Annotated in this window: 16 protein-coding genes and 1 pseudogene; 16 read left to right on the forward strand and 1 reads right to left on the reverse strand. The window is 36.8% G+C overall.

Annotated elements, in window-relative coordinates:
• The first annotated feature begins 62 nt into the window (after window positions 1–62).
• The 9 genes from ACOSV2_RS05465 (at window position 63) to ACOSV2_RS05505 (ending at window position 5,950) form a co-directional block, all read left to right on the forward strand.
• On the forward strand, window positions 63–659 hold the full coding sequence (locus ACOSV2_RS05465; protein ID WP_428974241.1) for a GNAT family N-acetyltransferase: 597 nt from the start codon (window positions 63–65) through the stop codon (window positions 657–659).
• 81 nt (window positions 660–740) lie between these two features.
• Window positions 741–1,094 (forward strand): YunG family protein, encoded by a 354-nt coding sequence (locus ACOSV2_RS05470; protein ID WP_428974242.1) that lies wholly within the window; start codon window positions 741–743, stop codon window positions 1,092–1,094.
• Window positions 1,095–1,203: 109 nt separating this feature from the next.
• Entirely contained in the window at window positions 1,204–1,449 is a 246-nt protein-coding gene (locus tag ACOSV2_RS05475; RefSeq protein WP_428974243.1) for a hypothetical protein, read from the forward strand.
• Window positions 1,450–1,518: 69 nt separating this feature from the next.
• Entirely contained in the window at window positions 1,519–1,818 is a 300-nt protein-coding gene (locus ACOSV2_RS05480; RefSeq protein ID WP_377108979.1) for a hypothetical protein, read from the forward strand.
• Between the two features lie 141 nt (window positions 1,819–1,959).
• Window positions 1,960–2,232 carry a hypothetical protein gene (locus ACOSV2_RS05485; RefSeq protein ID WP_428974244.1) on the forward strand — a complete coding sequence of 91 codons (273 nt, stop codon included), beginning with the start codon at window positions 1,960–1,962 and terminating at the stop codon, window positions 2,230–2,232.
• Window positions 2,233–2,380: 148 nt separating this feature from the next.
• Window positions 2,381–2,941, forward strand: coding sequence for a GNAT family N-acetyltransferase (locus ACOSV2_RS05490; protein WP_428974245.1), 561 nt, complete (start codon window positions 2,381–2,383; stop codon window positions 2,939–2,941).
• A gap of 166 nt (window positions 2,942–3,107) precedes the next feature.
• Entirely contained in the window at window positions 3,108–3,740 is a 633-nt protein-coding gene (locus ACOSV2_RS05495) for an AAA family ATPase (protein WP_428974246.1), read from the forward strand.
• A 109-nt stretch (window positions 3,741–3,849) separates the two neighbouring features.
• The gene (locus ACOSV2_RS05500; RefSeq protein WP_428974247.1) at window positions 3,850–4,293 is read left to right on the forward strand and encodes a hypothetical protein; all 444 of its coding nucleotides are present in this window, start codon (window positions 3,850–3,852) and stop codon (window positions 4,291–4,293) included.
• A 472-nt stretch (window positions 4,294–4,765) separates the two neighbouring features.
• A complete protein-coding gene (locus ACOSV2_RS05505) occupies window positions 4,766–5,950 on the forward strand; it encodes a S1C family serine protease (protein ID WP_428974248.1) in 1,185 nt (394 codons plus the stop codon).
• Window positions 5,951–6,017: 67 nt separating this feature from the next.
• On the opposite strand, the gene ACOSV2_RS05510 is transcribed toward ACOSV2_RS05505, so the two are convergent.
• Complete coding sequence (locus ACOSV2_RS05510) at window positions 6,018–8,198, reverse strand: peptidoglycan D,D-transpeptidase FtsI family protein (RefSeq protein ID WP_428974249.1); 2,181 nt, start codon at window positions 8,196–8,198, stop codon at window positions 6,018–6,020.
• A 217-nt stretch (window positions 8,199–8,415) separates the two neighbouring features.
• Between ACOSV2_RS05510 and ACOSV2_RS05515 the strand changes: the two are divergent.
• The 7 genes and pseudogenes from ACOSV2_RS05515 to ACOSV2_RS05545 form a co-directional block, all read left to right on the forward strand.
• Window positions 8,416–8,514 (forward strand): annotated as a pseudogene (locus ACOSV2_RS05515) (DUF1572 family protein); the annotation flags it as partial.
• A gap of 301 nt (window positions 8,515–8,815) precedes the next feature.
• Window positions 8,816–9,100 carry a hypothetical protein gene (locus ACOSV2_RS05520; RefSeq protein ID WP_428974250.1) on the forward strand — a complete coding sequence of 95 codons (285 nt, stop codon included), beginning with the start codon at window positions 8,816–8,818 and terminating at the stop codon, window positions 9,098–9,100.
• 406 nt (window positions 9,101–9,506) lie between these two features.
• On the forward strand, window positions 9,507–10,118 hold the full coding sequence (locus tag ACOSV2_RS05525) for a hypothetical protein (RefSeq protein WP_428974251.1): 612 nt from the start codon (window positions 9,507–9,509) through the stop codon (window positions 10,116–10,118).
• Window positions 10,119–10,139: 21 nt separating this feature from the next.
• Entirely contained in the window at window positions 10,140–10,793 is a 654-nt protein-coding gene (locus tag ACOSV2_RS05530; protein ID WP_428974252.1) for a class I SAM-dependent methyltransferase, read from the forward strand.
• A 302-nt stretch (window positions 10,794–11,095) separates the two neighbouring features.
• Window positions 11,096–11,962, forward strand: a complete 867-nt coding sequence (locus ACOSV2_RS05535; RefSeq protein ID WP_428974253.1) for a GNAT family N-acetyltransferase — start codon at window positions 11,096–11,098, stop codon at window positions 11,960–11,962.
• A gap of 141 nt (window positions 11,963–12,103) precedes the next feature.
• Window positions 12,104–12,586 carry an NUDIX domain-containing protein gene (locus ACOSV2_RS05540; protein ID WP_428974254.1) on the forward strand — a complete coding sequence of 161 codons (483 nt, stop codon included), beginning with the start codon at window positions 12,104–12,106 and terminating at the stop codon, window positions 12,584–12,586.
• 165 nt (window positions 12,587–12,751) lie between these two features.
• Window positions 12,752–13,513 (forward strand): Nif3-like dinuclear metal center hexameric protein, encoded by a 762-nt coding sequence (locus ACOSV2_RS05545; RefSeq protein ID WP_428974255.1) that lies wholly within the window; start codon window positions 12,752–12,754, stop codon window positions 13,511–13,513.
• Window positions 13,514–13,570: the final 57 nt, after the last annotated feature.

Consider the following 13,570-nt stretch of genomic DNA (forward strand, 5'->3'; position numbering starts at 1 on the left):
ATATATAGCGTTACATAAAAAAGAAAAGACGTTCTGTTCAAAAAATATTAATGAGGTGTAATGTGATTAAGTATTTTGGAACCCCACATATAGAAACTGATAGATTAATACTAGAGAAGTTTCAGCTTAACGATGCCCAAAAAGTTTTTGATCACTGGCTATCCGATGAAAGAATAGCAGACAACCGCATAAATGCAGCCCATAAAATAATCTCAGAAACTATAGAGAGAGTGAACAAAATTGTGACGGGATATGAAAGTGAAGAATTTTGTTACTGGGCTATAAAGTTAAAAGATAGTGGAGAACTAATTGGTGAAATAGACTTGTATGATTTTGATGAAATGACCGAAAGTTGTGAAGTGAGTTATTCACTAGGATACGAGTGGTGGAACAGGGGGTATGGAACTGAAGCATTGAGAGCAATTGTAGAATTTGGCTTTAGACATATGAACCTTCATAAGATTTCAGCCGCACATAACACAGATAATCCAGCATCCAGAAGATTAATGAGTAAAGCCGGTATGGAACAAGAAGGAATCATTAGAGATATGGTTCGCAATTCAAAAAGGCTATATAAGGATTGTGCGGTCTATGGAATTCTACAAGAGGAATATAATAACAAGAACTTTGGAGTGCAAATTTTAAAATTAATACTATAACTCATGAGAATTTAACCTTATTCATCAAAAGGGAACTTAATAACTTAGTTTGAATCAACCTATTGGGAAAGAAGGCTATATATGGAGAAAAAAATGATACAAGTAGGAGAAGTAAAGAAGGTTTTGTTTGAATCCTGGTCTTTAGAGTCAAGTTCAAATTGGAGTAAGGACAATCCTGCCAAAGGACAATGTGGGGTAACTGCATTAGTTGTACAAGATATCTTGGGTGGGGAGATAAGGAAAACCAAGCTACCAGATGGATGGCATTTTTATAACTTCATTAATAAGGAACGACACGATCGAACAGCTTATCAATTTAAAGAGGTCATCGCTTATAAGGACTTACTTTCAACTAGAGAAGAAGCATTTGCTGATACTAATGCTGAACAGTATATCTTCTTAAAACAAAAAGTACTAATTGCTTTATTCAGCTAAAGGGCAGTTTAATGGAGTAATTTGAATCCAAAGTGACTTGGCTTCCGTCTAATTTAGAAAGGAAAAACAAAGATAAAACTCAAGAGAATTGAAGAGGGGGAATGAAAAGATGAACAAATACGGTCTATTATCAGCATTAATGGTACTAATTAGTGCAACTGTGTTTCTGATACTAAGAGGACCAAACGCTGATTTGTCGTTGGCGATTACCATTTTGGGAATTCTTTCGGTATTAGGAATCGTTTTTGCTGTCATTTCTAAAAAGTGGTTATCAGGGATTATAGGCTTATTGACGAATGGAGCAGTTCTTATTTTTGCATTTTTCTTATTATTAGCAAAGGGGATAGGCGGTTGAGTCAATACAATTTCTTTAATTTTCTCAGGTAATAAAAAGCTAAATGGATAATTAGGGGGAGATTGTTGTATGAGGGATTTATTGGGGGATGCGGTAACATCTTTGGAAGTCTTAGGTGCCATTGTGATCTTGTTTTTTGTTCACTTTTTGTTTACAAAGTTTAAAAAAGTGTTAATTACTCCCTTCGTCGTGATGCTTCTCGGTTACATCGCTTTTATTATAGGGATTGTCTATATTAGAGGTTGGACTGGAATGGGGTGGATGGTTTGGGGAAATATCATAATGGCCATTGGACTTCTTTTTTACCTTGGATTGGAGATATTTTGTATTTTCCGCAAACGGGCGTATAAATGGAAATCAGCTAAATGATTTTCATTTATACCAATATAAATATGCCAGCTAATAGAAGATAATCATTCCATTAACGGGGGCCTTTGCTGAACAAGCAGCCGCCATTTGTTCAAGTAAAGGACAGGAATGTTGAACAACGTTGATTAATGGAGGGATTAGATGAGGGAAGGGAAACAAAGATTATATCTCAATATGATTTTTGGCTCAGTTGGATTGTTATTGGTTGCTTTAGCAGCAATGAGATATATTGCAGAAGGACTCAATAGTGGTAATAACCGTGGATATCTAATAGTATTATTTGGTTTTATATTTACAATGAACTATGTTAATTTCCTTGAAGAAAAAGCTGGAGTAAGCAAAAAGATTACGTGGATTAGAGCCATCATCTCCATAATTTTGTTATTTGTAATATCATATTATTTATTTTTCTAGTTATTATACATACGGGGGCAATAACGGAAAATCAGCTAACTTGATCCGCCTATTACTCTTATTCAATTATTGGGCAGGATAATTGAATAAGGTTGTTGGATTTTTATGGTAATATATACAATGTATATTTTATTTTTATGGTGAGGATGTGTTTAGTATTTTATCAACTAATTTTGACTCTTATTATATAAATAATGGAAAAACAGTCACTGTTCGGCAAGCAACGATACTGGATGCAGAAAGAATGTTGGTTGCTGCTACGAAAGCATTGGTAGATGCTCCATATATGCTAAGTACCGTTGAGGATACACAGAAGTTAACACTTGAAGATATGGAGAAGGTGTTAAGTATGATTGTGAAAAATCCAAATTATGTACAATTTATTGCTGAAGTTGATGGAAGACTTGTTGGTGCTATCGATTTTAGAAACGGTGACAAAGAGAAAATTAGCCATCAAGGTGCTTTTGGAATGACAGTGCTCCCTGAGTACCGTAATTATGGTATTGGAAGAGCATTATTAGAAACATTAATCAATTGGGCAAAAAATAATAGCAAAATTGAAAAAGTTTGTCTTGAAGTAATGGAAGATAATATTGGGGCAATTAAATTATATAAAACAATGGGATTTGTTGAAGAAGGAAGAAAAACAAAAGGTGTAAAGATAGAAAACAGTTATCAGGATTTAATACTAATGGCTTTATTTGTTTAAAGTTATCTTGTTGAACTAACGGGGCTTATCCAGAACAGGGGAAGCTCCTCTTTTAATGAAAACTTTCCTTGAGTAAGCTGCTCTTTTTTGAAATGATTGGTATTAAATTAAAGGGCAGTTTAGTGGAAGAAGAAGTATTTTAATATAAGAAGACAGGAGGGATAAAATGGCTCTAATTTGTTTTGAAGGAGCAAGTGCAGTAGGGAAAACAACAACGGCTAATGAAATTGCAAGAAAAACGAATACATATATTATTCCAGAGGTAAATCTTTTATTCAAACGTCCTAAAAATGAATCAAAAACTTGGTATTTAGAACGCCAAGTAGAACGTTGGCATATTGCACAAGAAAAACTTAAAGAATATGATACGGTTATTCTCGATGGTGACATATTTCAACCGATAAGTTACAACTGGTGTTTTGACTTTAAACTATTTAATCAAAATTTGGATTTTATTTATGATTTTTATCTAAAGGAGATTAAAGCAGGTAGAATAAAGTTTCCAGATAAATATTTTTATTTATACACTAGCAAATCAAATCTAAAGTACCGTAAGGAAAATGATGTTACAAGAAAAAGAGGGAATTTTGAAAAACATTTAGAAATTGTAGAACCACACCGACTTTATTATGAAGCGTTAAATCAATTTGTACCTAATTATGTTCAACCGATGGAAGCAAAGAACATAGAAAGAAACATAATAGTGATTATTGATAATTTGCCTTCATCTTCTTTAAGTTGGAGTTCAGAAAAGTTACTTCATAGCATTACAAATTGGTTAAAAAATAACAAGGCATAACTTATTCAACTATCGGGGGCAATTGCTGAATAAGGGAAGTCACTTTTTTCTAACGAGTAGAATAGTTCTATTACATTTTCTAATTATTAACCAAGCTAAGGAGATGAGTATGGAAGTGTCTTGGGAAGGTTTTCTAGATCAAATTGGTTTAAATCAAGATATAAGACAAAAAGCTGATTTAAAGGTATTGATAGAATTTCCATTAGCAGAACCAAAAACAGATTTGTTAATAAGCTTATTTGACTACATATCAAGTATTTATGGTTCCGAAAAATGCACTATTCTTTGGTGGTATGAACCAAACTGCATTAATGGCAAAAACATAAGTAAACCATATACTAAAACCATTAGCCAAGATGAATTGAAATATTTACAGGATTTATGGGGAAGAATTGCTGGTGATTATATATTGTTCTTGCCTGAAGAATTCAATTTAAAAGTTGATACCAGCGATGAAGAAGAGTTTATTGGAGTATGTTTAACCAAATACAATCAACTGCTATTAAAAACTCCTGATGCAAATGAAGTATTGTATTTACGTCTAAATGAATGAATTTTCTTATTCAGCTAAAGGGGGCAATAGCTGAAGATAGATCCGATAGCTACTCAACTTATTAATAACGGAGCACCTCTATAATTGATTCAAAGCCTTTCGGGACATGAGAAAAGAGAGACGATAAAGATCTAAAGTTAATGGAAAGCTTCGACAGTACTTCTATTGTAAATATTTTTAACCTATTAGAGCCTCGACCTGGTATGGGATGGGGCTCTTTATTTTTGTACAGGGTCATATAGTTGATGTTCATCAGATTGTGGTTTTGATCGCCTATGCTGTAGTCAATATACGCCGTTCACAAATAGATTTATCAAACAGATCACCGACTCTGTCAGGTTCCTCGTCCATCCTTTAGATAACCTAAATGTTTTCTTACTTTTATCATCCCCCAAATAGGGTATAGAAGTACTATATCCTATTTTCCTAGTTCAGAGGAAGGTAGAAGACTAATAGAAAGGGTTGATAATTGGTGGAAGAATCAAATGATCAAAAAAAGTATAGGAAGAAAAAGATCACGCCTCTTAAAACAGGGATTGTCTCCTTTATATTAGGTGTGTTGGTCATGTTTCTCGTTGTGGAAGGTTTTAATTTTCCAATTGGGTCTGAAATGAATGGATCTGAAGGGGCCTCATCTCAACCAAAGGCCGTGAAGGTTAGCGCAGAAGGGAATGACGATAATCGATCCATCGCAGAAGCAGTGAAGAAGAGCCGTTCGTCGGTTGTCAGTGTTGTGAAGTTCGAAGGTGGTAATATGTTTGAAGGGTCTGATCCGAGGCCTGCTGGCTCTGGTTCAGGGGTGATTTATGAAAAACAAGACGGTAAGGCTTATATTGTCACCAATCATCACGTGGTAGAAGGAGCAAGTCAGCTTGAAGTAACGTTGAACGATGGTTCTAAGATTCCTGCAAAATTGTTAGGTTCGGACGCTCTCTTGGACCTGGCCGTTCTTGAAGTGGATGCAGAAAAAGTGAAGCATGTGATTGACATAGGGGAATCCTCCAGCCTGGAGCCTGGTCAACGTGCCATCGCGATCGGAAATCCTTTAGGGTTCCTGGCAGGTACCGTCACGGCAGGTGTTATAAGTGCCGCCGACCGTTCTATGCCCGTGGATGTGAACAAGGATGGAGTAGTGGACTGGCAGTCTGAAGTCATCCAAACCGATGCTTCCATTAATCCTGGAAACTCTGGTGGTGCCCTTATTAATTTGGATGGAGAATTGATCGGGATCAATTCTTCTAAAATCGCCATGGAAAACGTAGAAGGAATTGGCTTTGCCATTCCAGTGGACATCGCCATTCCGGTTTTGAAAGATCTAAAGGAGTTTGGGGAAGTGAAGCGTCCTTACATCGGCATTGTTCCTGTTTCGTTATCCGAAATTCCGTCGCAATACTATGATACACCTCTCAATCTTCCGGAAGAAGTGAAGGAAGGAATCGTTGTGAGACAAGCGGATCCGGGTTCACCTGCCGAAGAAGCCGGTCTGCAGCAATATGATGTCATCACCATGATCGATGGTGAAAAAGTAGAAAAGGTTAGTGACCTTAGAAAGTATTTATACAATGAAAAAGAAGTAGGGTCAAAGGTTGAAGTGACTTACTATCGAGATGGAGAAAAGGTGAACTCGACTTTAACGTTGAGTGAACAAGAGGAATAGACCATATATGTTAAAATGGGTCAGCCCCAAGTATTATGCAGTGCTACTTGGGGCTGACCCTTTTCTGTTATTTATCCTGCTTTTTTAATTCAAAGTATTTGTCCATCACCCGTTTGGAAATGATCTTATTAATATAGGGGTCGTGTTTCTGGTGAGACCATGGTACGACGGTGGAAAAGGCGATTTCAGGATGATCGAACGGTGCGTATCCAACCAGAGAAGTGTTGTAGGTTGGTTTCGCCTTCTCCATATTCGGTCCCTTGTAAAACGCCTCAGCTGTTCCTGACTTTCCGGCTGCATTATACGGTGCATCTTTGAAAAGGTTTGCCGTCCCTTCTGCACCGTGAAAGACACGGTAGAAGCCTTTCTGAATATGCTGGATCTCCTCTTGTGTGGCATCGATCCGGTTCAATACTTCCGGTTCCTTCTTATAAACGATGCTTCCTAGGGCAGGGGATTGGTTGGAAGGTTCCCGAACCTCTTTTAACAGATGGGGTTGTACGCGTTCCCCACCGTTTGCGATGGCTGATACGTACTGAACCAGCTGCATGGGTGTGTAGGTATCGTATTGTCCGATCGCAAAGTCTAGAAGTAAACCAGGATGTTCGGCGGTTCCTTCATATCCAGGTGATTCCCCGGGGAGATCAATTCCTGTCGGGACACCCAGTCCCATTTGGGCAAAGTGTTCCCTGAATGTTCGGAATGGTTCACCATTCAGTTGAATCGGTGCTTCTGGAACATATCTGTTTCCTGCAATCCGGAGTGCGACTTTCCACATGTAGGAGTTGGAGGATTTCTCCAGTGCGTATAGATCACTGATTGGTTCCGAATTTTGGCCCCATTCGTTGAACCAGGATGATTTCTTAGGCGTTCCTTTAATATAAAGAGGTTCATCCACAATCCTTTCCCCCGGCTTAAGATGATTCGTCATATAACCGGTTAAAAGGGTGGCACCTTTGACAACAGATCCGGACTCATAGGAAGAAGTGAAGGTCCCTAATGAATAATCCTGAAACTTGATCTTCCCATTCGGAAGAATTTCCTCCATTTTTTGACCGACCATCGCTTCGATTTCCCCTGTGTAAGGATCCATCATGACGACGAATGCCCGATCTAAATAAGGAGATCCTTTTGTCCCGATATGTTTGGTCAGCTCTTCCTGGATGATCTCTTCAATCGCTTTTTGCAGTTCGACATCGATGCTTAACACGAGGTCTTTCCCGCTGTCTCCTGGTTGAATGACCTTAGTGTCAACGACTTCCCCGTCTTTGATGACATTTTTCACCTTCTTTTTCTGCCCTCTTAACAGGTCTTCATATTCAAGCTCCAGGTAGCTGGTTCCAACACGGTCATTACGATTGTAGCCTTCAGCTAAATATTCATGAAGCAGGTCTTTAGGAAGTCCCGCCCTCGTCGAAGACACGTCACCAAGCACGGAACGCAGAGTATGATCCAATGGATAAGACCTGGTCCAATCCGTTGTGACATTCACTCCTGGCATTTCGTCGAGATGAGCACTCACTTGTGCATATTCCATGATGGTGACCCCTTTATTTTTTATCATTTGGGGGGAGAGTGCATACCCACTTGACATGTTTTGATAGATGGCCAGTGCTTCAAGTTCTTCCTTCGAAAAAGAGGAGAACTCCTTTTCACTGATCCGGTCCAACGTTAATTGATAAATCCTCTGATCGGCTTCCTTCACTGATACACCCTGCTCGCTTTGGATACGGTCAATCTCTGAAGGGGATACTTTCTGATCGGCCTTGGAAGGGTTCATCCGTATCCAATAATCCTTTTTATCCCTTTCGGTAATTGACTCGGTGTTCACGTCAATCAGGTTGGCCAACTTCCTTGATACTTCTAATCGCTCTTTCTGAGTCGAATCCGATGTCCGGATAAAGGTGATCGCTCTCTGTGGTTTATTACCGACAATCAGCTTCCCGTTTCGATCATATATATTCCCTCTTGGCACAGGAGAATTCACCATCAGGCTTTCATTTTTCTCAACGGTTTTCTCATAGGACTGGCCATTGGCAATCTGGACCACTCCCAATCTCACGATCAACGCACTGAACAGAATGAAAACCGTAACAAATAGAATCCTCATCCGCTTAGGAAGAAAGGTCCTGGTCACTCGTTGCGTCCTTACTTTTTTCTTCATTTCAATCACCATTTGTATTTCTGACTTCATTACAATTAAAACAAACACATGACAATAACCCAAGAAATATGCTAAATCGTTCATAAAATTGTTTCATGTTTCTTAATGGTTTGAAATAATTGGGATATATATGGAATGGAGTAGGGATTAGAAAAGTAGCTAGGGAGGTTGCATTATGAATCGTACACAATTTGCTTATTTAGAAGTCATCAAGCAACAATTTGAACACATTAAAAAATGTGTAGAAGAGGCTATTGAACAACTGACAGAATCAACCTTACATTGAAAATCAAATGAAGAATCGAACAGTATCCAGATCATTATACAATACCGTCATGGAAATAAGAATTCACGTTGGATCGACTTTCTTACTTCTGATGGAAAAAGCAAACCAGGATAAGGAATGTGAAATTCATGTATAGGGGGGCATTAATTGAATAGTAAAAAAAATGGTCAGGGGCACGATTTTCTGACCATTTTTATGCAAATATGATTGTTTTTCTGCTACAAATAGTTCTAAAATTTCGTTTGTTAATTAGAAGTTTGTACTTCAAAACAGAACCCGTTATGCAAATGCATGCCTTTTTCATTGGTTACCTCTGGAATTATTTTTTTAAAACACTCATTTGTTTATCATTATATATTCGTGGTAAACAAGAACTAAGTACTTACAGACTACACTTACAAGGGAGAGAGTTATAATGAAAGTAAGAAATTTATTACTAACATTACCGCTGAGTGCAGGACTGGTTTTAGCCGGTTGTGGAAATGATGAAGGTGCCGAAGAGGAAGACAATAATATGGAACAGCAGGACACTTCACAAGGTGAAAGCAATACGGATCAAGGATCAGAAAACGAAGATTCTATGAATGAAGATAAAGCGGATGAAGAAGATAATGAAGGTATGCTCAATGAAGATCCTTCAGGTGAAACATTGAATGATGATGAGGTGGATAAGGACGATAAAGCATCAGAAGAACAATAGAACTCATTCTAAAAAGGGCTCAGCTGATAACGGGTATTATGACAACTAATATGCACTATAAATTGAACAGAAGAAGCTCGGATGACAAAAGGTCTCCGGCTTTTTCTTTTTGAGTTGAGTGGAGGACTATATATTTTTTTGCCGTGAAGATCTTCCCTGTTTTTTTACATCTAGATGTTAAAATAGAAATATAAGTATTCCATTAACGGGCAGTTTAACTGAAGAAGTATAATAGAGTCATTAAGTAAAGTTAACCTATTGGCACCATTTTGTAGAATTGAGAATAAAGTAGAAAAGATATTACATTGAAAATAAAAAGCAGATCTTCTTGCATTTATTGGATAATAGCGTTACGATATTATAATTTGCAAAATTACAACAATTTTATAAAGAGGGTTTAATAATAATGGAAGAACTCATTTATCGATCTATTCAAAGAAAAAAAATTGCACTAAAGATATTAAACGAATTAGACCTCATTGAAAAATGGGGAGAAGTTGGTGAAGTCCATCTGGTTGGAGCTACAGCATATAACCTCATGGTAAATCATGATATTGATATAGAGACTTTCTGTGACATCCCATGTCCCCAAAACGTGTTTAAAGTACTCGGAGACTTGGCTAACCATAGTGGTGTGGTAGAAATTAAGTTTCATAACTATATGAATTCTCCATTTAAAGGTTTATATTCAAAATTAACGTATCGTTATCCAGATAATACTGAAGGAATCCTCTGGAATGTAGACATGTGGCTATTTCCTTCCAACCATACCGGTCCACTATCTAGGGACTTGGTGGGGTTTATGAATAAAGTGATAACAGATAAAAGTCGTAAATCAATCTTAGATATCAAGGAACACCTTGTAAGATTGGGATTGAACTATCCTTCTGTATTTATATACCGAGCTGTTTTGGTTGATGGTATTGAGGGGATTAATCATTTCTTAGACTGGATTAACAATCAGGATTTAAAAGAAACGTTTAAATTAGAGACGTTGACCGGAGTAATTAAGGAATGAGATTTGAAAGGTGAGATGATCATGAAAGGAAATAAAGGTATATGGGAAAGACAATATGATCAGATAGAAGATAACTTATGGGGATTGAGGCCAATACAAACATTGGTTGATTACTCCGCATTAGTAAAAGAAGGAAAGGTCTTAGACCTGGGAATAGGTGAAGGAAGGAATGCTCTCTACTTTGCCAACAAAGGGTATGAGGTTGTAGGTATTGACATTTCAGATACCGCAATCAAGCGCTCATTAACTGCGGCTAAAGAAATAGGAGTAACAATCAAAGCAGAAGTAAAGGATTTGACGAGCTTTCAAATAGAAGAAAATACATATTCTTTAATCATTCTTGCAAATGTCCTCAATTTTTTTAACGATAAAGAGATAAAAGAAATCATTAAGAGAGCAAAAAAAGGATTAATACCAGGGGGCCTCATTTATATCAATGTCTTTGATGTGAATGATCCAAGTTACGAAAAGAATGTAAGAAGTGCTCAAAAAAAAGGTGAGTATACATTTTATCGCCCCAAGTCAGATACCTACATTCACTTTTTTACACAGAAAGAATTAGATCATTATTTTAACGGATATGAAAAGATTAAGGCATCTGAGACCTTCATGCTGGATATAGGTCACGGTGAGCCACATTATCATAGTACGATTGAAGTGTTATATGAAAAATAAACAGACCAACAATATAACAAATATTCTAGAATTAGCAGGCTTGCTCGTAAATGAGTTGGACCTGCTATTTCTCATTTTGGTAAGGCAATCACTGTAGCAATCTAGTCAACAGTTCAACTGTAACTACTTTTTAGGAAGATAAATGTACACCAGCCGTTTATAACTCTGAATAACCTCGATTTCGCCCTCTCTATCGCTTAAATATGATAGCATTGAAAATAATGGATATTCCAATCATGGAAAGATCGGCGGGGGTGAAAAAGTAATACTCTCAATTTGGAATCGATTAAGGAGAAAATTTTATGATTACAAGTAAGATGTCAAAGTTAAATTTAGTCCAGTTTGACAAGAAAGACATCCCGGGTTTAATTGAACTGTCTGAATCAGTTGGGTGGGATTATGATAAACACGAGATTGGTACAATTATGTCATCTGGTAAAGTATTCGGCCATAAGAATACTGAAGGGGAAATTGTTTCAAGTGCCGCCATAATCCCCTATGAAGCCAGTTTCGCCTCCATTGGCATGGTAATAGTCAACAAAGAGTATAGAGGGATGGGATTAGGAAAAGAAGCGACACAACAATGTATGAATTCACTTACAAGTGACATTGCAGTCATGCTAATTTCGACTGAAGACGGGAAGCCTCTCTATGAAAAAATGGGGTTTAAAATCGTTGGGCGTGTGCACAAGTACATATGCGACACCTATTCATCTTCTAATCTAACCAATAGAACAGTTACCATTGAACATTTTAATGAAAACGACTTACATAAAATAATTGAGTTAGATGAAGCGGCTTTTGGAGATAAAAGAAGCAACTTTCTTAAACATAGAATCAATCAATCCGAGGAATGTTTAGTAGTGAAAGATAACATAGGGGACATAATAGGGTTTGGATTATCTATAATAGGACCAATCAATCTAATAATAGGTCCTATTGTGGCACCGGATGCTCAGATAGCATCACTGATTCTAAATAAGCTGGCTACTGAACATCAAGGCAAATTAAGGATTGACATACCATCGGGTAATGGAGTGTTTATGGAAGCCGTAGAGAAATGGGGGTTTGTAAACGTGAGTAATCCACCAATTATGATGTTTAATTCAACTAAGATGCCCCAGAGAAATGGTGAATTATTTGGAATTGCTGCTCAGGTATTTGGGTAAGATAGATCGATATTTAAAATTGGCTACCTGAATGTCAGCTGCTTCTTTATTCAAGTAAAGGGCAGTTTAATGGAACAAGGTCAATAGATAATTCTAGTAACACTATTGGAAAATTTATAATAACAAAGGGAAGTGGGAGATTTGTCAACCCATATTAGGGTAAGAGCAGGGGCAATAATTATTAAAGATGATTTGATTCTATTAACTGAATATAATGACCCGATAAGAGGAATTGTTTATGATTTACCTGCTGGTGGAGTGGAACCGAACGAATCTATTAGCGAAGCAGTAAAAAGAGAATCAATGGAAGAGGCGTGCATTAACGTAGAAGTTGGTCCATTAGCTTTTGTTTACGAATATGTCCCGCACCTCAATAACAATAAATATGGGAAAACTCATACATTAGTAATGATGTTTGAGTGTGTGATTAAACAGGGGTCTTTCCCTAAACTACCAGAAAATCCAGACCCTAATCAGACCGGTGTTAAGTGGATACCACTAGCAGAATTAGAAAAAATAGAACTTTATGCAAATATTCAAAACCAATTAAAGAACTATACATTAGATAAACGAAATATCAAAGTGATTGAAGAACATACTATGCAACGCTCTGCTAATTTGTAAATAGAATCACTAATAGCATTTTAATTCTATTAATCTAAATGCAGAAATACGTTATTCAGTTATAGATGGCAATAACAGAAGATCAGTTAAAGAGATCAGGGTTTTTGCCCTAATTCAATTATTGGGCAGGATAGTTTAATAAAAAATTAACTTAGGGGGAAAATAATGAACTTAGAGCAGTTCGAACAGCATATTAAAAAACTCTTTGATGAAGAGTTATTAGAAGAACTTGATGACGATTACGGTTTTACTAATAAGTCGAATAATTCGATTTCAACAATTGGATATTCTACAAATTTATCTATCGAAACAATTGAAAAAGCTGCGTCGAACAATGTGGATTTGATGGTTACTCATCACGATGCCTGGGATTTTATTTATGGATTAAGAAAGGAATGCCTAAAGAAATTACAAGAGCATAATATTAGTCACTTCTGGATACACGGTCCTTTAGACTTTAGTGAATTTGGCACCTGTACTTCTCTTATGAATGTTGTTGGTATAGATAAGATTATTAAATACTCGGTTTATGATAATGGGGATGTTCCTGGTATAGGAGAATTTAGCGAGCCTATTGATTTTAACTTTCTTGTTCAAAAAATGAGAGATGAGTTAGAGGAGCCAGTTAGAGCTTGGAGGAATAATGTTAAGAAAGTAAAGAAGGTTGGAGTGTTAACAGGTGCAGGGCATTCTTCAAACCATCTAAAAATAGCAGTTGAAGAAGGTTGTGATACCTATATAACAGGAGAAGCAACCTTGTACACTATTCAATATGCTCAATTTGTAGGGATTAATCTTTTAGTTGGCAGTCACACTTTTACAGAGATATTCGGTGTAGAAAGTCTAGCAAATAAACTCCAGAATTTAGATAAAGACATTAAACTTGTTAAGTTAAAGGAAGAGCACTTTGAGTTCAATCATAAATGATTTTTATTTTTTTCCGACTTTGTGAAGTATTGTACTTAAACAAACGGGGGCAATAAC

The sequence above is a fragment of the Rossellomorea sp. DUT-2 genome, from assembly GCF_052665285.1.

Excerpts from the sequence above, each read along its gene's own strand:
- ACOSV2_RS05475 (WP_428974243.1), top strand. The coding sequence starts at position 1,204 with ATGAACAAATACGGTCTATTATCAGCATTAATGGTACTAATTAGTGCA.
- ACOSV2_RS05545 (WP_428974255.1), top strand. The coding sequence starts at position 12,752 with ATGAACTTAGAGCAGTTCGAACAGCATATTAAAAAACTCTTTGATGAA.
- ACOSV2_RS05480 (WP_377108979.1), top strand. The coding sequence starts at position 1,519 with ATGAGGGATTTATTGGGGGATGCGGTAACATCTTTGGAAGTCTTAGGT.
- ACOSV2_RS05525 (WP_428974251.1), top strand. The coding sequence starts at position 9,507 with ATGGAAGAACTCATTTATCGATCTATTCAAAGAAAAAAAATTGCACTA.
- ACOSV2_RS05495 (WP_428974246.1), top strand. The coding sequence starts at position 3,108 with ATGGCTCTAATTTGTTTTGAAGGAGCAAGTGCAGTAGGGAAAACAACA.
- ACOSV2_RS05530 (WP_428974252.1), top strand. The coding sequence starts at position 10,140 with ATGAAAGGAAATAAAGGTATATGGGAAAGACAATATGATCAGATAGAA.
- ACOSV2_RS05470 (WP_428974242.1), top strand. The coding sequence starts at position 741 with ATGGAGAAAAAAATGATACAAGTAGGAGAAGTAAAGAAGGTTTTGTTT.
- ACOSV2_RS05510 (WP_428974249.1), bottom strand. The coding sequence starts at position 8,198 with ATGAACGATTTAGCATATTTCTTGGGTTATTGTCATGTGTTTGTTTTA.
- ACOSV2_RS05500 (WP_428974247.1), top strand. The coding sequence starts at position 3,850 with ATGGAAGTGTCTTGGGAAGGTTTTCTAGATCAAATTGGTTTAAATCAA.
- ACOSV2_RS05535 (WP_428974253.1), top strand. The coding sequence starts at position 11,096 with ATGATTACAAGTAAGATGTCAAAGTTAAATTTAGTCCAGTTTGACAAG.
- ACOSV2_RS05520 (WP_428974250.1), top strand. The coding sequence starts at position 8,816 with ATGAAAGTAAGAAATTTATTACTAACATTACCGCTGAGTGCAGGACTG.
- ACOSV2_RS05485 (WP_428974244.1), top strand. The coding sequence starts at position 1,960 with ATGAGGGAAGGGAAACAAAGATTATATCTCAATATGATTTTTGGCTCA.